The sequence below is a fragment of the Sulfitobacter mediterraneus genome (genome assembly GCF_003054325.1).
In the GTDB taxonomy this organism is placed as follows: Bacteria; Pseudomonadota; Alphaproteobacteria; order Rhodobacterales; family Rhodobacteraceae; genus Sulfitobacter; species Sulfitobacter mediterraneus.
The window spans coordinates 121,035-137,982 of the sequence record NZ_QBKU01000009.1 but is presented as its reverse complement, the minus strand read 5'-3'; the positions used below and the strand labels follow the sequence as shown (position 1 = coordinate 137,982).

The following is a 16,948-nucleotide window of genomic DNA, read 5'->3' as shown; positions in this document are numbered from 1 at the left end:
TCCGGACTTTCGTTTCGACGAGGAGCACAGATTTGAGCAACACAGATTTACAATGGAGAGTACTGGCAAAATCCGCGCTGATCTTAGCAAGAGGCAGTTTTTCAACATGATACCTAAAGGCTCGGCAGCTCTCTACAAAAATCTGCCAAAACACCGCGACCAGCCCGGTATCCAGATCATACTGGAAAAAGGCCAAGCTAAAGACCGTAAAGGCACAAACATTTCTCAGGCCCAGTTTGAAGAAAAGTGGGAGGCGATGGACGAGATCAACTCCTTCATAGCCGATTCCCCTCAGGATCCATACCGAACGCTTACCAGCAAATCAAAAAAGCTCTTCAAACTTCTGGAGTTCAAAAGACATTCCAATCTTGTGATTTGGAACGCATCTATTGATCGGCTTCATTTTTCTGGTCAGCGGCTAGAAGTCAAGAATTGCAAGCTGGGGCAACTGACTCTTTTTGGCACTCATCAAGACCATCAAACTGTTTTGATAGAAAACTGTGTGATTGGAGAGTTGCGACTGGACCGTAACGTCTCGCAGACACAAGCTGAATTTAGAAACTGCCGCATACTTAATTTACGCTTCGAAGATTCAGATGACCGGAAGCCTTTTGATCTTGTATTCGATAACAGGCCCTTTGAGATGGAGGCTGAAACCGGAACCGCATTGCAGGAAGTAGTGAAGGCTGCTGACAGCCAAATTTACTATGCGCCGCAAGCTAGCCTTCAGAGCTATCGGGACTTACATAACTGGGCGCAGAGGTATGGCATGTCTAACCTAGCTCATTTGGCTAGGGGGACTGAGTTGGGGCTTGAGTACACCACCTCCGAGCCCGGCCTTGAGAAATTTGCGCTCCTAGTTTGGAAATTTGCCTGCGACTATGGATTGCGACCCCAAAAAGCTCTTTTCTGGTTGTTCATTTCCACTGCGGTTTTGTGGATTGCCCTATGGTGCTGCGGCACCACCTCGGCGACTAGCGCTCCTCAATGGGTCAAAGACCTGAACGATTGGTCTAGGGCGCTTGTCGCAGCATTATCCAACTTAGTATTCCCGTATGCTGGCATCTCTCCTCGAAGCCTAGTCATTCCGTCAAACATTGCGAGCGCTACCCTAATGCTGGTCCATGGGATCACCACTATTGCTTTGTTATTGTTCATCGGCTTCTCGCTCCGACGAAGGTTCAAATTTAACTAGGAAGCGAGCAACGAGCTGTGCAAAATCCGTACAGTTTCGCGCATCAGGCAAATTTACATAACTAAATCAACACTCTGCGTGGAAACGCAGGTCTTTAGCAGGGGAGCGCCTTCGACCACTCGGCCACGTCTCCGCTGACCCGTTTAGCTGTGGGATCTGAGGAGGGCAAGGGGGTTTTTGCCATGATTTTGAAAGGCAGTGCCATGCGTGCACCCCCTGTTCACTCCCGTACACGGGGGCGGTGCAATTTCGGGGGTGCTCTAGGGCGGGAACGGGGTGTCCCTGCCCCTCTTGCTGGTTCAGAGGGCGGCCGAAGCACTGCCGCTGGCGAAAGCCAGACTGAGGTGCAAGATGATCGTCAGTACGACCACCCAACGCACCGGGATACCGCAAAGTGCGAGTGTGCAGATCAATGCGAAGGTTACGTTGCTGCCTTGCGCGGACATCATCCACGCAATCATTGGTTGAAGTTGCCACATCATTGGATATGTTCCTTTAAATGCGACGGGCCCGCCTTTGGGTTAAGACGTTGTCATGACACCTTTAAATATGGAGGATTGGGACGTCTGACGCGGCAGCTCAAAGATGCCCAAGTTGGCTAAGAGTGGTCTGGGATTTCCCGAATTTGAGAAAAGCTGCCTAAAGTTGACCCGGATATTTTGAAAGCCTTCGGGCGCGCAGTGAAACTTGCGCGTGGCAAGCGGGGATGGAATCAAAAACAACTTGGCGACGCCTTTGACCCTCCTGTCGGAAACTCGATCATCTCGAAGGTGGAGAAGGGGCAAAAAGAGGCGCTTGGGTTCACGTCTGTCGGTCGATTTGTAAAACTGCTGGAACTTGACGAAAGCTGGCTCGACAAATTCCTTGATGCCGAAGAAACCGCCGAGAGCGGCGAGACGAAAGCCGAGCAGGAAGCCGATCAGGTTGTAGATCGTTTGCGCCGTGAGGGCGCGACCGCAGGTGCAACGGATGATCTTTTGATCCAACTCGCCAACCGCTTTACCGAAGGCGATCACAAGGACCGCGAGACTGCCTATGTCAGCGTGCGGGCGGCCTTGGAAGAATTGGTGCGGAACAAGGATATTGCAGCACTTGCGGGCAACGCAGATGCACAGTTTGCGGCCCTGATGTGGCAGGTTGATGCGCTAAACGATGATGGCGACTTTGACGAGGCGGCTCGGTTACTGGATGAGGAACAGGACCGGCTTGATCAGGTGGCCGCGCTGCATCTGAAAAAGCAACTGAACCAAGACCGCCTGCGCAATCGACCTGATCTTGCGGCGAAACGGCTGATTGCAGATCAGTACCGGCAAGCCGCGCCCGGCGGCGTGTTTTGGGCGTTGAACAGACTTGCGCAGGCTTGGCGAGATGAGGGCGACAAAGTTGGGGATATGTTTGCGCTCACTGTTGCGCTCGCCCTTGCCAAAGCCAACTACGACGACCGGGCGAAAGGTAAAAGGCGGCTAGAGGCTTCGGCACTGCATACCTTAAGTTGGTGTCATTTTCGCCTTGCGGAACGCTCGACAAAGGATAGGCACTTGCGCATCGCCAGAACAGCGTTCACTGCGGCAATCAGCAAGACGAACAAGGAAAAAGAACCTGCGAATTGGGCCGCGTCACAGGGTGGTCTTGGCTGTGTTCTAGAAGAAATGGGTGAGCGCGCAAATGATCCAACATTCTTGGAAGACGCAGTCAAAGCGCACCGCGCGTCATTAAAAATGCATATTGCGGAAAGCGATGAGAACCAGAAAGCCGCTTGGCACAACCTCGGATCATCGCTACAATCCCTCGGTGAACTCACCCGAAGCGATGCAACGTTGCAAGAGGCCGGAGAAGCCTTGACAGCTGCACTCAGCCTAAAAGACAGGACTAGAGACCCGCTTGACTGGGAGACGACACAGAACAATCTCGCCGTTGCGCTGAGGTGGCGCGGAGAGATTGCCGGTAAGGCATCCTTTTTTGACGCGGCCAGAGAGGGATATGCCGCCTGTGAAGGGGTCGATTTGAAAACGCATGCTCCCTTCCAATGGGCACGTCTGCAATGGAACATCGCCGATCTGGCCGTTGCGCGATATACAGTCGATCCTAACCCCGCGCATTTGGTTGAGGCACGACACTATTTAGCGCAGGCGCGGGCGATTTTTGTGGAAGGGTCCGAGTATCAGACGCAGCGCTGCGACGACTTGTTGGCCAAGATCGACGCAGCAGAACGCGCTTAAGTATTAAACAAGAAGTGCAGCACATCGCCGTCTTTGACGGTATAGGCCTTACCCTCGGCGCGCATTTTGCCTGCCTCTTTTGCAGGCCCCTCGCCGCCCAAAGACACAAAATCGTCATAGGCAATGGTCTCGGCGCGGATGAAGCCTTTTTCGAAATCGCCGTGGATCACACCGGCCGCTTTGGGCGCGGAGGTGCCGGTTTTGATGGTCCAGGCGCGGGCCTCTTTGGGGCCGACGGTGAAATAGGTTTCCAGATGCAGCAGCTCATAACCTGCACGGATCAAACGGTCGAGACCCGCTTCTTTCAGGCCCATCTCCTCAAGGAACATATCGGCTTCGTCGGCTTCCAGCTGGCTGATCTCTTCTTCGATCTGGGCGGAGATGATCACATGGGCGTTGCCCTGCGCGGCCGCCATCTCGGCCACTTTGGCTGAGAAATCATTGCCCTCTGCCGCTTCGCTTTCGCCAACGTTGCACACATAAAGCACGGGTTTGGTGGTCAGCAGTTGCAGCATGCGCCAGGCTTTGGCGTCTTCCTCGTCCACCTCGACCACACGCGCAGGATTGCCTGCCTCCAACGCCTCTAGTGCCATGCGCATCAGGCGTTCCTGCTGAACGGCCTCTTTGTCACCGCCGCGCACTTTGCGCACGATGTTTTGCAAGCGCTTTTCGATGCTTTCAATGTCGGCAAGCATCAATTCAGTGTCGATGGTTTCTGCATCGGCAACCGGATCAACGCGGCCTTCGACATGGGTCACATCGCCGTCTTCAAAACAGCGCAGCACATGGGCGATGGCATCCACTTCGCGGATGTTGGCGAGGAACTGGTTGCCCAGACCTTCGCCCTTGGAGGCACCTTTGACGAGGCCGGCAATGTCCACAAAGGTCATCCGCGTCGGGATGATCTGTTTGGAGCCAGCAATCGCCGCCAATTTATCCAGCCGCGCGTCCGGCACAGCCACCTCTCCAACGTTGGGTTCGATGGTGCAGAACGGAAAATTTGCCGCCTGCGCCGCCGCCGTGCGGGTCAGCGCGTTGAAAAGGGTGGATTTGCCCACATTCGGCAGCCCCACAATACCCATCTTGAAACCCATGATACCGTCCTTTTTAGATCAGGGGCTGTCCTAGGGGTTTGCAGGGCGTTGCGCAAGCCTCAGCGGGCGTCGCGTTTATAGCGGCGGTCCTCATGGGTCTGATAGATCAAGATCCAGGCCAGCAGCACAAACATCGGATGGGTCAGCCCGCCAGTGAACAATATCGCGGGCACCCAGATCAGGAACACAACGATGCTCAGAAACACCCGCCCCAAAAGCAGGATGGAAAGCGGCGGCAGAAAAAGGGCAAGTACATAATTCATCCCTCTTAGATAAGGCGCCGGGCCGAAATTTGAAGAGAGCAGGTAAATTGGCCCCTCTGGAGATGCAAAAATGCCCCCTGCCCCGCGTGGCGGATTGATTTCCCCGGCGGTTTTGGGCATTGCCGAAGGCAACAGCATTGAAAGGCCACCGACATGACCCGTATTGACGCAAAATTTGCCGATCTCAAAGCCAAGGGCAAGAAAGCCTTTGTGTCCTATATCATGGCCGGTGACCCCGATTTTGATGCCTCTTTGGCCGTGATGCGCGGCTTGCCTGAGGCTGGCGTGGACGTGATCGAACTGGGCCTGCCCTTCACGGATCCAATGGCCGATGGCCCGACGATCCAACTCGCTGGCCAGCGCGCCCTCGAAGCGGGCATGACGCTCAACCGCACCCTTGAGATGGCAACAGAGTTCCGCAAAGATGACGACACCACACCGATTGTTCTGATGGGGTATTACAATCCGATCTATTCGATGGGGGTCGATGCGTTTCTGGTGGCAGCCAAGGCGGCGGGCATTGACGGGTTGATCGTGGTGGATCTGCCCCCCGAAGAAGACGAAGAGCTGTGCCTGCCTGCACAGGCTGCCGGGCTCAACTTCATCCGTCTGGCGACGCCAACCACCGATGACAAGCGTTTGCCACGGGTTGTGCAGAACACTTCGGGCTTTGTTTATTATGTCTCGATCACCGGCATCACCGGCGCGGCTGAGGCCGAAGCGGGCGACGTGGCCCCCGAGGTCACACGCATCCAAAAGGCCAGCGGCCTGCCTGTCATTGTGGGATTTGGCGTAAACACCCCGGCAAAGTCCGAAGCCATCGCAGGCGTTGCAGATGGTGTCGTGGTCGGCTCTGCCATCGTGTCGCGCATCGCGGCAGGCGACAGCACGGCGGATGTTCTGGCTTTTGTGAAAACCCTTTCAGATGGCGCACACCGGGCTTGAGGGCCTAACCGCCCGCCGTCACATCGCGGGCATCATCAAGGTATTCGCGCAATGCGGTCAGGGTGGGTTTGATCCGGGCCAGCGCGGCCATGTCAAACCCCTCGGCCAGCAGGGCAAAATCTGCGCCAAGCGCGTTGATCACCTCTTGGCGCATCGCAATGCCCTTGTCCGTTAACCAGACCTGTTTGGACCGCCCATCATCGGGGTTGGAGCGCATTTCGACCAACCCATGCTGCACAAGCCCTTTGATCGTATGGGTCATCGAGGTCTTTGGAATTTGAAAGGCGCGGGCCATGTCGATGGGCACTGCGCCATCCCCCCGCACTGTCAAATGGTTGAGCACCGCAAAATGCGGGGCGATCAATCCATCCGGCAACCGCGCCTCAAGTCGGGCGCGGCTGAGTTGTTCGATGATCCCGACCTCTTTGAAAAAGTCGAAGATCATGGCGGGGTCGAACTCATGCGTCAATCAGCTTGGTCTCCAGTGGCCAACGCGGCGTGCGCTGTGTAGCAGGACCATAGCCCAAGCGCCCCAGCATTTGAACCGTCTGCCCCTTGGTCGCAAGCGTTTGATGGGCCTGCGCGTAATGCGCCTTCATTTCGGGATATTCCTGTAACGCCTGACTGACTGGATGCAACGACAGCCCCATGCCCGTGGTCGCCAGATTGAGCCGAAGCCACCGGCGCCCCGCTGCAATCTGATCTGCCCGGCTGTTGCCTTTGGTGGTGATCACCGCATAGGCGGGCGTGGCCATCAGCATATCATGGTACATCTTCAGACCTTGTTTGAACCCTTTGCTGTCTGGGTCGGACAGGATTTCACGGCTGAGCAGTCCGGCCAGCATCAGCCCTTCCATATAGGCACCGCCCAGATCAATCCCGTCGGGGTTGGCGTTGATCTCGGCCTTGCCCATCCGCATCAGATCCACGCTTTCCTGCATCGTGCGGGGGGTCATGGTTTCGACCATCCAGGCATCAATGGTCAGTTTACGCAATTGGGCGACTTCTGCGGGATCTGTGTAGATATCCGCCAAAAGCTCCAGTTGATTGGCCAGAACGGCAGGCACTGCGCGATCCTCAAAGGGTTCTTTGCACGACCCCCGCTTCAGGATCTGTGCCGCCAAGGGATCAGCCTTGCCGCCCTGCGCCAGCGCCGCATAGGCAACCGGGCCGCGTGGACCTTCGGGGAACAGCTTCACCTTGGTTCTGTATCCCGCCGCGCCTGCAGCCAGTTCCATCTGTTCAATGAAACACCCCAATCCGATAAAGATCTGCCGGTCCAGCGGATCGGTCTCCGGCAGGGCTTTGGTGCTGTCGCGCATCAGGGTCAGGCCATTGCTCCCTTCCAGCCGCACTTGCCACGGTTGCAGATTGTGCGGGTTCGGCGCAAGCAGTGCAAAGCTCAGCGCATTGAGCCGCGGGTCGTCATATTCGCCCGCCAAAGCCCATGGCCGTATCGCCGTGTTTGGGGTGGTGATCGCGCTGCAACCGCCAATCGTTCCCGTTGCCGCCAACACAGTGCCGCCGCCAATCAGCGTTAAGGCTTTTCGTCTGGTAAGGGTCATCTTCATCTCCATTTAGTGCGATTTCGAACTACATATATGGTGCGATATCGCACCAATCAACCCTGCAAAAAAAAGAAATTTGATCTTTGCCACTCTGATTGGTAAGCAAACATTACCAATATGGAGCGAAACACCATGCCCGTCATCACGAACATCAATGATCTCAAACGCATCTACGAACGCCGCGTGCCGCGCATGTTCTATGATTATTGCGAATCCGGCAGTTGGACGGAGCAGACTTTCCGCGAGAACACCTCTGATTTTGACCAATTGCGCCTGCGTCAACGCGTGGCGGTCGACATGTCCGGGCGCAGCACCGCCAGCCAAATGATCGGGCAGGATGTGGCAATGCCCGTGGCGTTGGCCCCGGTTGGCCTGACCGGCATGCAACATGCTGATGGCGAGATCAAAGCGGCCAAGGCGGCGCGGGATTTCGGGGTGCCATTCACCCTTTCGACGATGTCCATCAACTCCATCGAGGATGTCGCCGAGGCAACGGGCGCACCCTTCTGGTTTCAGCTTTATACCATGCGCGATCAAGATTACGTCAGCCGCCTGATCCAAAGGGCCAAAGACGCCAATTGTTCGGCGCTGGTGATCACGCTGGATCTGCAAATTCTGGGACAACGCCACAAGGATCTGAAAAACGGGCTGTCCGCCCCGCCAAAACTGACGCTCAAGACCATGGCCAATCTGGCGACCAAATGGTCGTGGGGTTTGGAAATGTTGCGGGCGCAGCGGCGCGAGTTTGGCAATATCGTTGGCCATGTGGAGGGCATCTCTGACGCTTCCAGCCTTGGCGCTTGGACAGCAGAACAATTTGATCCGTCATTGGATTGGAACAAAGTTGCCAAGCTTAAGGAGCAATGGGGCGGCAAGGTGATCCTCAAGGGTATTCTGGACGCCGAAGACGCCAAAATGGCGCTCAAGGTCGGAGCGGATGCGATCATTGTCTCCAACCATGGCGGCCGCCAGCTTGACGGAGCGCTGAGTTCCATCGCCGCGCTGCCGTCCATTCTGGATGCAGTTGGTGATCAGGTTGAGGTGCATCTGGACAGCGGCATCCGCTCTGGTCAGGACGTGCTTAAGGCGCTGGCGATGGGGGCCAAGGGCACCTTTATCGGGCGCGCCTTTGTCTATGGTCTGGGGGCGATGGGGCAAAAGGGCGTGACAACCGCGCTTGAAGTCATTCACCGCGAGCTGGACACCACCATGGCGCTGTGCGGGGAAACACAGGTCACCGATCTGGGGCGCCACAACCTTTTGGTGCCGCAGGATTTTGGCGGGGTCTGGCAGTCTTGAGCCACCCCTGATAGGTCTGGTCTATGTTGATTTTTCTGCGGCATAGGCTGGCCTTTCTGGCGGTCCCCAAAACCGGCACAACCGCCGTCGAGATGGCCCTGCGCCCCAAGGCAGAGGTGGTCTTTTCGCGCAATCGCAAACATATCAATGCCCAGCGGTATATGCGTAAAATCGGCCCGTTTCTGGCAGACACCTTTGGCGTTTTCCCCGAACCTTTGGCGGTGATGCGCGATCCGGTGGACCAGATCCGCAGCTGGTACAAATACCGCACGGCGGCCCGGCTTAAGGGCAGCGATTTGAGCACCGATGGCATCAGTTTTGACGCCTATGTGCGGGCGGTCATTTCGGATGATCCGCCCCCCTATGCCCAGATCGGCACACAGTTCAATTTCCTCACCGATGGCAATGGCGCGGTGCAGGTTGAACATCTGTTTGCCTATGAAAACCAGTTGGCATTCCGGCAGTTTTTGTCCGAACGGCTCGAAGACACGGTCGAGATCGCGCCCAAGAATGTCTCACCCACCATGGATGCCCCGCTAAGCGATGATGTTGCCGCACTTCTGCGGGCGGCGCGGGCCGATGAATTTGCGCTGTATGACCGGTTGATGGCCGCAGATGGCTATCTGCATCACGCGCGGGCGTAGGCCACACGCCGCGCCACGGCAGGGATCAGCGCCAGTGCGGTCAGGCAGAGCATTGCAGCAATTGCGCCAAAAGCCGTGCGCAGGCCGAACCCTTCGGCAATCAACCCCATCAGCGGCGGCCCGAAGAAGAACGCGCCATAGCCCAGAACGGATGCGCGGCTGATCGCCGCCAGCCGCACTTGCGGGGCAACGACCCGCCCGATCAGCGCCAGCGCCAATGGCGCAACCACCGATATGCCCAGCCCAGCAATCGCAAAGCCGGTAAGCGCCACTGCGACACTGCCTGCCAGTGCCGCCAGCACCAGCCCGGCAGCAGAGACCAAGGACGCCACCAGCATCAAATGCGTATCACGCAACCACCGCGACAAGGCATGCCCACTGAGCCGCCCGATGCCCATGGTCAGCCCCAAAAGCGCGGGCCCCATGGCCCCCTCTCCGGCTGAGCCGCCCAAGGTCCGCTCTAGATGCAGGGCCGACCACCCCTCTGAGGCCGCCTCGGCCAAAAAGGCCATCATGACGACCAACCCCACCAGAAAGACCAGAAGATGCGGCAGGCCGTTGTGTGGCGTGTCCGGCATATCCTGCACATCTGGTGCAACCCCGTTGGAGGCCCAAGCGAAGAAGACAAGTATCACGCAGACCCCGGCAAACACCGGCACCGGCGTGACTTCCAAACTACGCAGCGCCCCGGTCGCCAGCGCCCCGCCTGCATAGGCAAAGGAATAAAGCGCATGATTGAGGTTCATCAGCGACCTGCCGGAGCGTTCTTCGATCTCGGACACACGCGCGTTGATCAGGACGTCCACAACCCCGGACCCCGCAGACGCCAGCAACAGCGCAATCGTGAGAAACGCCAGACTGGCCGCCGCCCCTGCCCCGAACATCCCCAGCCCCAGCGCTGCAATGCCCAATGGCAGGGCCAGCCCCTTGGCGTATTTCTGACAGGCTGGCGCCAGCCACATCGCCGCCAGCGCCCCGAAGGCGGAAAACAGCACCGCCGCGCCGTAGGCCCCGTCCGAGGCCTCCACATTGGCCTTGATCACCGGCATCTGGGCGAAATACACAGCCCAAGTCATGCCAATAGCCAGAAATCCGGCCAGGGGTTTTCGGGTCAAATAAAGATCGTTTTTCAAGCTCATGGAACGGGCTTGCCACGGCTTGCCGCAAAGGCCAAGAGCGCGGATGCGGTTTTGCTCTTTCCACACCGGCAAAAGGCGTCTATACGCGCGGCTTCACGCGGGAATACAGCCTTGGAGGATTCCCGCCCTAAATATATTGGAGATTAAAATGGCCGGAGAGATTCCAGATCTTGAAGCCCAGGTTCGCACGGGGACAGGCAAGGGCGCCGCTCGTCAGGCGCGCCGTGACGGTATGGTACCAGGTATTGTGTTCGGGGGCGACAACGACCCGCTGCCGATCAACATTCCTTTCAACAAGCTGCTGACAATGCTGCGCAAGGGCCGGTTCAAGTCCACCCTGTTCAACATGAAAGTCGAAGGTCACGATGATGTTCGTGTGATCTGCCGCGACGTTCAGCGCCACGTTGTAAAAGACCTGCCAACGCATGTTGATTTCATGCGTCTCAAGCGCACCACAAAGGTGAACCTGTTCATCAACGTTGAAGTGCACGGCGAAGAAGAATCGCCCGGTCTGAAAATGGGCGGCGTTCTGACGCTGGTCCGTCCAGAAGTTGAACTGGTTGTGACCGCTGCTGACATTCCAGAAAGCCTCGTCATTGACGTGTCTGCACTGGAAATCGGCGACAACCTGACAATTTCCGACGTGAAATTGCCAGAAGGTGCCAAGCCAACAATCGACCGTGACTTTGTTATCGCTCAGGTGTCCGCGCCTTCCGGTCTGGCCAGCCAGTCCGACGATGACGAAGAAGAAGTCGCAGCAGACGAAGTGCCATCCACAGAGCAATCTGACGGCGAAGAATAAGCACCACGCGCCATGCGCAAGTGCTGAAAGGGGTCGCATCTGCGGCCCCTTTTGTTTTTTTCGGTGCCCCGCCGTGAGAAAATTTCAAAAAAATCTCCCACCAATGTCCATCTGCGGTCTGCCCGTTCGTCATGTCTATGAAAGCATCAAGGCTTTCCTACACAGATTGAGAGGACATCATGACCATTTGGACCATTCTCGCAGGGGGCACAGGCCTTCTCGCATTGACCGCCGCCGGCACGCTTCTGTTGCCCCGCCACATTCATGTCGAACGCCACGCGGCGATCGACGCAGATCCAGCCGCGGTGCTGGCACTGGCCAGATCCAACGAAGGCTATCAGCGATTTAACCCCTATCTGACGGCAGATCCGGCCCTCAAGATCAGCCACTTTGGACCACAATCCGGCGTTGGATCCGGCTTTGATTTTGATGGCAAGGACGGGACAGGCCGACAGACAGTTGCAGAAATCAGCGCCGACGCCGTGCGTTATGACATTGATCTGGGCGCCATGGGCCAACCCACACAGATGATCAAGGCTGTGGCAACGGCCCATGGCACGGATGTGACCTGGAGCATGGACATGGATCTCGGCTTTAACCCGGTGGCGCGCGTCTTTGGCCTTTTCATGGATGGCATGATCGGCAAGACTTTTGAGCAGGGCCTGACCAATTTGGCATCCGCAACCTGATTTATTGAGACCAAAGGATAGAACAATGCGTTACACATTTTTGCTTTATACGGACCCCGCTGATCTGGCCCATATGACCCCTGATGATTGGGCGGCCGAAAAAGAGGTTTATGGCGCCTATATCGGTGCGCTGCACGAGGCGGGCGTGTTTGTGGACACCGATTGGCTGCAACCGGTGCAGACCGCCACAACCCTGTCGGTCAAAGGCGGCAGCAAGCAGGTGCAGGATGGCCCCTTTGCCGACACCAAGGAAACCTTGGGCGGATATTTCGTGATTGATGTGCCTGATCTGGATGCCGCGATGGCATGGGCCGAAAAATGCCCCGCTGCAAAGACTGGCAAGGTCGAAATTCGCGCCTCGGCGATGGGCGGGGAATGACCCAAGCCGCCCGCGCTGCCGAAATGGCGGCGCGGACATCCTATGGGCGGTTGCTGGCGTTTCTGTCGGCCCGCACCCATGACATTGCCCTGGCCGAAGACGCGCTCTCGACTGCGTTCGCCCGCGCGTTGACCCATTGGCCCGCCAAGGGCGTACCGGACAATCCCGATGCATGGTTGCTTTCGGTGGCGCGCAATCATCTAACCGATCATCAGCGCCGCCAAACCCGGTTTCCCACGCAAAGCGAGATCCCCGACATGCCGGATACCGACGCAGATGACAGCACATTCCCGGACGAACGGTTGGCCCTGCTGATGGTCTGCGCCCACCCGGCCATCGCAGCGGACCTGCACACCCCTTTGATGCTGCAAACGGTATTGGGGATCGACGCAAAGACCATCGCGCGGCTCTTCATGGTCTCGCCTGCGGCGCTGGCCAAACGGCTGGTGCGGGCCAAGGCCAAGATCCGCGATGCGGGCATTCCATTTCAAATTCCGGACGCCGATCAACTGCCCTTGCGCAGCACCGCAATTGCCGAAGCGATCTATGCCGTGCACGCCCATGACTGGCTCGACCCAAGTGATGGCATGGGAGAAGAGGCGCTATATCTCGCGGACTTGTTGGCACAGTTGTTGCCGGATGACCCAGAGATCAAAGGGCTGGCGGCGCTGATCGCGCTCAGCCATGCAAGGGCGCAGGCGCGTGTTCAAAACCGCAGTTTGGTGCCAACGCCGCAACAGGACGTGACCCTTTGGGATGATCGGTTGATCGCCTATGGCAATCGCCAACTGACACTGGCCCATAGTTTGGGTCAATGGGGCCGCTTTCAGATTGAGGCTGCGATAGAAGCGGTTCACATGACCCGAAAGGACAGTGGGCAAACCGATTGGACCGCGCTGAACAAGCTCTACCATGCGCTGTTGCAACTGGCCCCCACAGCGGGCGCAATGGTCGCACAGGCGGTGGTCACAGCACGATTGCACGGTGCGCAAGCAGGGTTGGAGGCGCTGGACAGGGTCGAGGCCCAAACCGGCAGCGGCTTTCAACCCTTGTGGGCCGCGCGTGCGGATTTTGCGCTGTAACTGGCGGACCTCAAATTGGCAAATTGTTGTTTTAACAAGGCAATATCCCTGACCACTGATCTCGCGGTTCTGCGGTTCCTGCGCCAAAAGCGGGACAACCTGCCAGCAGATCCATAGGTTTTCTGCCATCCCGAGCATTCCCCTCGCCGCACAGCAGCGTTACAGTGCCGCCCAGTTCAGGAGTGATGTGATGAAATTGATTGTTGGTCTCGGCAACCCCGGTGGCAAATACGCCCGCAACCGGCACAACATCGGCTTTATGGCCCTTGACCAGATCGCGGCGGATCATGGATTTGCCCCGTGGAAGGGCAAACATCAGGGGAGCGTCAGCGAGGGGCGTTTTGGCTCTGACCGGGCCGTCTTGCTGAAACCTGAAACCTTTATGAACAACTCAGGCCAATCGGTGCAGGCCGCGATGCGGTTCTACAAGCTGGACCCGGCAGATGTGATCGTGCTGCACGACGAGATCGACCTCGCCCCCGGCAAGGTCAAATGCAAAAGCGGCGGCGGCCATGCGGGGCACAATGGGTTGCGTTCAATCCATGCCCATATCGGGCCGGAGTATGACCGCGTGCGCCTTGGGGTTGGCCATCCTGGTCACAAGGATGCGGTGCCGGGGTATGTGCTGCGCGATTTCCCCAAGGCCGACGCGGATTGGCTTGACGATGTGCTGCGCGGGATCAGCGATGGCGCGACCTATCTGGCGGCGGGCGACACCGCAAAGTTCTTGAACGCCGTGGCCATGCGGGTGAACCCGCCCCGGTCCGGTACTGGCACCAAAGGCCCCAAGTCGGCAAAGGCGCCGGACCCTACCCCGACAGAAGCCGTTGAAGAACCGCAAAAGTCTCCGTTTCAAAAACTGATGGAGAAGTTCAAGTGAACCTAACACAAGCCTTCCGCGCCCAAGCCGACGCTTGCGCAGGCTTGGGCTCGCCTTTCATGGGCCAGCTCTTGACCATCCTCGCAGAGCATTGGCCCGCGACCGGTGCTTTGGCCACCAAGATGGCAGGCTTTGACGGTGATATCGGGCCTGCGGGCCACTCGCTGCCGCTGCGCATCGCAGGTGGGCTGCACGCGCTGGTGCTGAGCGGCCAATCCCCCGAGCTTGCCGCGCTTTACCCGCCCCATGCCGCCTCTGACAGCGATCTGCGGGACGGTGTTCTGGCGGCCCTCCAAAAGCGCGAGGCGTTCATGCTGGACTGGACAGACAGCGCCCCCCAAACCAACGAGGTACGCCGTTCCGCTGCCTTGATCGCGGGTGCCCATGTCGCCACGACCCATTTTGACCTGCCCATCCGGCTAAGCGAATTGGGCGCAAGTGGCGGTCTCAACCTGATGTGGGATCATTTTGCTGTTGACGCTGGCGGGGTGCGCTTTGGCGCCTCCGATCCGGCTTTGGTTCTGAACCCAGAGTGGGATGGCGCCCTGCCCCCGGAAACAACGCCGATCATCGCGGATCGCGCTGGCGTGGACCTCAATCCGCTTGACCCAACCACCGGCGATGACCTGCTGCGCCTCTCGGCATATCTCTGGCCCGATCAACCCGAACGGCTTGCCCTGACCCGTGCAGCGGCAAGCGTGGCCAATGCGCCGCTGACGAGAGGCGATGCAATTGACTGGCTGGGACCACGCCTTGACGATGCCCCCGACGGACAGCTCCACCTGATCCAGCACACGGTCGCATGGCAATACTTTCCCAAAGCCGCACAGGACCGTGGCCGTGCGTTGATCGAGGCCGCAGGGGCAAAGGCCACCGCCCGGCGCCCGCTGGCGTGGCTGTCGATGGAAAGTGATGGCGACACCACAGGCAAGATCGGCGCGGCACTGGTGCTGCGGCTTTGGCCCGGTGAACTCACGCTCAATCTGGGGCGGGCCGATTTCCATGGTCGTTGGATCAACTGGGACTACGCAGGGTAAAGCTTGGCATCAAAGACCCGCCTGTGCTTGGATGATGCAGGGACAGATGGGGGATCATGATGCGTAGGTTCGGTAAATGGCTGGGTCGGCTGCTTTTGGCGCTGGTTCTGGCGGCTGTGGTCGTTGGCCTGTGGAAACTCGAAGAGATCACGCGCCTGCTGGCGGTGAACTCCCTGTTCAGCGCAGAAAAGATTGTCTCGAACTTCAGCCATATGGACGCGGCCTTTCTGACCACCCCAGTGCCGCGCGGCAATGGCCCGACCACGGCGCTGGATTATGGCCCCGAAACCACCCTGCCATCGCAGGTCAATCAATGGATCACCGACCGGGCCGTCACCGCGCTTGTGGTGCTCAAGGATGGCGACATCGTCTATGAGAACTACTTTCAGGGCACCGGGCCGGATGATCTGCGGATCTCGTGGTCGGTCGCCAAAAGCTATCTCTCGGCGCTTGTTGGTATCTTGCTGGACGAAGGCAAAATCGCCTCTCTCGACGATCCGGTCACCCAATATGCACCGCAACTCAAGGGCAGCGCCTACGACGGCGCGACCCTGCGCAATGTCCTGCAAATGTCCAGCGGCGTGACCTTTGACGAGGATTACCTCGACAAAAACTCCGACATCAACCGGATGGGCCGTATCCTTGCCTTGGGCGGCAAGATGGATGACTTCACCGCAGATTTGACCGAACGCTTGGCTGAACCCGGCCAGCAATGGCAATATGTTTCCATCGACACCCATGTGATCGGCATGGTGGTGCGCGGCGCAACAGGGCGCAGCATTGCCGACCTGCTCAGCGAGAAAATCATCGTGCCTCTGGGGTTGGAGCGCAGCCCCTATTACGTCACCGATGGCGTTGGCACCGCCTTTGTTCTGGGCGGTCTGAACCTGACCACCCGCGATTACGCCCGCTTTGCCCAGATGTTCGCCCAAGGCGGTGAGTGGCAAGGCCAACAGATCGTTCCAGCGGCCTGGGTCGCGGCCTCAACCGCTGCCAGCGCCCCCACTGCGCCGGGCAAAATCGGCTATGGCTACCAATGGTGGATCCCTCAAGGAGCCGCGCCGGGCGAATACATGGCACGCGGGGTCTACGGCCAATATCTTTATATCGACACCGCCCGCAACGTGGTGATCGCCACCAACGCCGCCGACCGAAAATTCCGCGAGGCAGGCGTCAGCCAGCGCAACATCGACATCTTCCGCCTGATCGCCGAAAACCTGTGAGGGACCATGGAACCTGATCAAAGCATCAATGTCCTGAACGGCCCGCTTGCGTTATGCGGCACCGATCCTGTCACCGGCTTTTACCGCGATGGAATGTGCAACACCTGCGCCGAAGATCACGGCAGCCACACGGTCTGCGCTATAATGACCGCCGAATTTCTCGCCTATTCGAAATATGTCGGCAATGACCTCAGCACCCCGCGGCCCGAGTTCGGATTTGATGGTCTGAACCCCGGCGACACATGGTGCCTCTGCGCGGGCCGGTTCCTGCAAGCGGCCGATGAGGGATGCGGGCCCAAGGTCTCCCTCGAAGCCACGCACATTCGCGCCTTGGACGTGGTGCCCTTGCAAACCCTTAAAGATCACGCATTACAAAGGCCATCCAAAGACTGACCCTGCCCCCCTTTTTTGGCCCTAAATACCTCCGGGGGTTTGGGGGCTGGCCCCCGATGATCTCTTGTTTGGGGGCTGGGGCCCAATGATCTCTTGT

The 16,948-nt window shown here is 58.3% G+C and carries 19 protein-coding genes; 13 read left to right on the top strand and 6 right to left on the bottom strand.

The genetic code is table 11. The annotated features are described in order from the left end of the window. The first annotated feature begins 52 nt into the window (after nt 1-52). Nucleotides 53-1,195: a hypothetical protein gene (locus C8N31_RS15060; protein ID WP_025046538.1), complete on the top strand. Its 1,143-nt coding sequence runs from the start codon at nt 53-55 to the stop codon at nt 1,193-1,195. 299 nt (nt 1,196-1,494) lie between these two features. On the opposite strand, the gene C8N31_RS15055 is transcribed toward C8N31_RS15060, so the two are convergent. Continuing rightward, nucleotides 1,495-1,677: a hypothetical protein gene (locus C8N31_RS15055; protein ID WP_025046539.1), complete on the bottom strand. Its 183-nt coding sequence runs from the start codon at nt 1,675-1,677 to the stop codon at nt 1,495-1,497. Nucleotides 1,678-1,965: 288 nt separating this feature from the next. On the opposite strand from C8N31_RS15055, the gene C8N31_RS15050 reads away from it, so the two are divergent. Continuing rightward, nucleotides 1,966-3,414 (top strand): tetratricopeptide repeat protein, encoded by a 1,449-nt coding sequence (locus C8N31_RS15050; protein WP_156026843.1) that lies wholly within the window; start codon nt 1,966-1,968, stop codon nt 3,412-3,414. On the opposite strand, the gene ychF is transcribed toward C8N31_RS15050, so the two are convergent. Then, nucleotides 3,411-4,508, bottom strand: coding sequence for a redox-regulated ATPase YchF (gene ychF / locus C8N31_RS15045; protein WP_025046541.1), 1,098 nt, complete (start codon nt 4,506-4,508; stop codon nt 3,411-3,413). The two genes, C8N31_RS15050 and ychF, sit on opposite strands and share 4 nt — an antisense overlap. Nucleotides 4,509-4,567: 59 nt before the next feature. Next, nucleotides 4,568-4,771, bottom strand: coding sequence for a hypothetical protein (locus C8N31_RS15040; RefSeq protein ID WP_025046542.1), 204 nt, complete (start codon nt 4,769-4,771; stop codon nt 4,568-4,570). A gap of 153 nt (nt 4,772-4,924) precedes the next feature. On the opposite strand from C8N31_RS15040, the gene trpA reads away from it, so the two are divergent. Continuing rightward, nucleotides 4,925-5,716 carry a tryptophan synthase subunit alpha gene (trpA, locus tag C8N31_RS15035; protein ID WP_025046543.1) on the top strand — a complete coding sequence of 264 codons (792 nt, stop codon included), beginning with the start codon at nt 4,925-4,927 and terminating at the stop codon, nt 5,714-5,716. A gap of 4 nt (nt 5,717-5,720) precedes the next feature. On the opposite strand, the gene C8N31_RS15030 is transcribed toward trpA, so the two are convergent. Next, on the bottom strand, nt 5,721-6,161 hold the full coding sequence (locus tag C8N31_RS15030; RefSeq protein WP_037917543.1) for a MarR family winged helix-turn-helix transcriptional regulator: 441 nt from the start codon (nt 6,159-6,161) through the stop codon (nt 5,721-5,723). A gap of 13 nt (nt 6,162-6,174) precedes the next feature. Next, nucleotides 6,175-7,281: an Acg family FMN-binding oxidoreductase gene (locus C8N31_RS15025; RefSeq protein WP_025046545.1), complete on the bottom strand. Its 1,107-nt coding sequence runs from the start codon at nt 7,279-7,281 to the stop codon at nt 6,175-6,177. Nucleotides 7,282-7,416: 135 nt separating this feature from the next. Here C8N31_RS15025 and C8N31_RS15020 point away from each other — a divergent pair, with 135 nt between their 5' ends. After that, on the top strand, nt 7,417-8,583 hold the full coding sequence (locus C8N31_RS15020; protein WP_025046546.1) for an alpha-hydroxy acid oxidase: 1,167 nt from the start codon (nt 7,417-7,419) through the stop codon (nt 8,581-8,583). Nucleotides 8,584-8,606: 23 nt separating this feature from the next. Continuing rightward, entirely contained in the window at nt 8,607-9,227 is a 621-nt protein-coding gene (locus C8N31_RS15015) for a hypothetical protein (protein ID WP_025046547.1), read from the top strand. On the opposite strand, the gene C8N31_RS15010 is transcribed toward C8N31_RS15015, so the two are convergent. Beyond that, on the bottom strand, nt 9,212-10,366 hold the full coding sequence (locus tag C8N31_RS15010; RefSeq protein WP_025046548.1) for an MFS transporter: 1,155 nt from the start codon (nt 10,364-10,366) through the stop codon (nt 9,212-9,214). The two genes, C8N31_RS15015 and C8N31_RS15010, sit on opposite strands and share 16 nt — an antisense overlap. 148 nt (nt 10,367-10,514) lie before the next feature. Here C8N31_RS15010 and C8N31_RS15005 point away from each other — a divergent pair, with 148 nt between their 5' ends. The 8 genes from C8N31_RS15005 to C8N31_RS14970 all read left to right on the top strand — a co-directional run bounded on the left by C8N31_RS15005 (nt 10,515) and on the right by C8N31_RS14970 (nt 16,851). Beyond that, entirely contained in the window at nt 10,515-11,168 is a 654-nt protein-coding gene (locus C8N31_RS15005) for a 50S ribosomal protein L25/general stress protein Ctc (RefSeq protein ID WP_025046549.1), read from the top strand. Nucleotides 11,169-11,347: 179 nt separating this feature from the next. Continuing rightward, entirely contained in the window at nt 11,348-11,857 is a 510-nt protein-coding gene (locus tag C8N31_RS15000; RefSeq protein WP_025046550.1) for an SRPBCC family protein, read from the top strand. A gap of 25 nt (nt 11,858-11,882) precedes the next feature. Next, nucleotides 11,883-12,236 carry a YciI family protein gene (locus tag C8N31_RS14995; RefSeq protein WP_025046551.1) on the top strand — a complete coding sequence of 118 codons (354 nt, stop codon included), beginning with the start codon at nt 11,883-11,885 and terminating at the stop codon, nt 12,234-12,236. Further along, entirely contained in the window at nt 12,233-13,318 is a 1,086-nt protein-coding gene (locus tag C8N31_RS14990) for an RNA polymerase sigma factor (protein WP_197021490.1), read from the top strand. Before C8N31_RS14995 ends, C8N31_RS14990 begins: the two co-directional genes overlap by 4 nt. Nucleotides 13,319-13,508: 190 nt before the next feature. Continuing rightward, the gene (gene pth / locus C8N31_RS14985; protein WP_025046552.1) at nt 13,509-14,198 is read left to right on the top strand and encodes an aminoacyl-tRNA hydrolase; all 690 of its coding nucleotides are present in this window, start codon (nt 13,509-13,511) and stop codon (nt 14,196-14,198) included. After that, entirely contained in the window at nt 14,195-15,235 is a 1,041-nt protein-coding gene (locus C8N31_RS14980) for a DUF2332 domain-containing protein (RefSeq protein WP_025046553.1), read from the top strand. Before pth ends, C8N31_RS14980 begins: the two co-directional genes overlap by 4 nt. Nucleotides 15,236-15,294: 59 nt before the next feature. Beyond that, entirely contained in the window at nt 15,295-16,458 is a 1,164-nt protein-coding gene (locus tag C8N31_RS14975; protein ID WP_025046554.1) for a serine hydrolase domain-containing protein, read from the top strand. 6 nt (nt 16,459-16,464) lie between these two features. Beyond that, on the top strand, nt 16,465-16,851 hold the full coding sequence (locus C8N31_RS14970) for a DUF2237 family protein (protein WP_025046555.1): 387 nt from the start codon (nt 16,465-16,467) through the stop codon (nt 16,849-16,851). Nucleotides 16,852-16,948: the final 97 nt, after the last annotated feature.

Coding starts and splice junctions, on each gene's coding strand:
- C8N31_RS15060 (WP_025046538.1), top strand. CDS start 53: ATGGAGAGTACTGGCAAAATCCGCGCTGATCTTAGCAAGAGGCAGTTT.
- C8N31_RS15055 (WP_025046539.1), bottom strand. CDS start 1,677: ATGATGTGGCAACTTCAACCAATGATTGCGTGGATGATGTCCGCGCAA.
- ychF (WP_025046541.1), bottom strand. CDS start 4,508: ATGGGTTTCAAGATGGGTATTGTGGGGCTGCCGAATGTGGGCAAATCC.
- C8N31_RS15040 (WP_025046542.1), bottom strand. CDS start 4,771: ATGAATTATGTACTTGCCCTTTTTCTGCCGCCGCTTTCCATCCTGCTT.
- trpA (WP_025046543.1), top strand. CDS start 4,925: ATGACCCGTATTGACGCAAAATTTGCCGATCTCAAAGCCAAGGGCAAG.
- C8N31_RS15030 (WP_037917543.1), bottom strand. CDS start 6,161: ATGATCTTCGACTTTTTCAAAGAGGTCGGGATCATCGAACAACTCAGC.
- C8N31_RS15025 (WP_025046545.1), bottom strand. CDS start 7,281: ATGACCCTTACCAGACGAAAAGCCTTAACGCTGATTGGCGGCGGCACT.
- C8N31_RS15020 (WP_025046546.1), top strand. CDS start 7,417: ATGCCCGTCATCACGAACATCAATGATCTCAAACGCATCTACGAACGC.
- C8N31_RS15015 (WP_025046547.1), top strand. CDS start 8,607: ATGTTGATTTTTCTGCGGCATAGGCTGGCCTTTCTGGCGGTCCCCAAA.
- C8N31_RS15010 (WP_025046548.1), bottom strand. CDS start 10,366: ATGAGCTTGAAAAACGATCTTTATTTGACCCGAAAACCCCTGGCCGGA.
- C8N31_RS15005 (WP_025046549.1), top strand. CDS start 10,515: ATGGCCGGAGAGATTCCAGATCTTGAAGCCCAGGTTCGCACGGGGACA.
- C8N31_RS15000 (WP_025046550.1), top strand. CDS start 11,348: ATGACCATTTGGACCATTCTCGCAGGGGGCACAGGCCTTCTCGCATTG.
- C8N31_RS14995 (WP_025046551.1), top strand. CDS start 11,883: ATGCGTTACACATTTTTGCTTTATACGGACCCCGCTGATCTGGCCCAT.
- C8N31_RS14990 (WP_197021490.1), top strand. CDS start 12,233: ATGACCCAAGCCGCCCGCGCTGCCGAAATGGCGGCGCGGACATCCTAT.
- pth (WP_025046552.1), top strand. CDS start 13,509: ATGAAATTGATTGTTGGTCTCGGCAACCCCGGTGGCAAATACGCCCGC.
- C8N31_RS14975 (WP_025046554.1), top strand. CDS start 15,295: ATGCGTAGGTTCGGTAAATGGCTGGGTCGGCTGCTTTTGGCGCTGGTT.
- C8N31_RS14970 (WP_025046555.1), top strand. CDS start 16,465: ATGGAACCTGATCAAAGCATCAATGTCCTGAACGGCCCGCTTGCGTTA.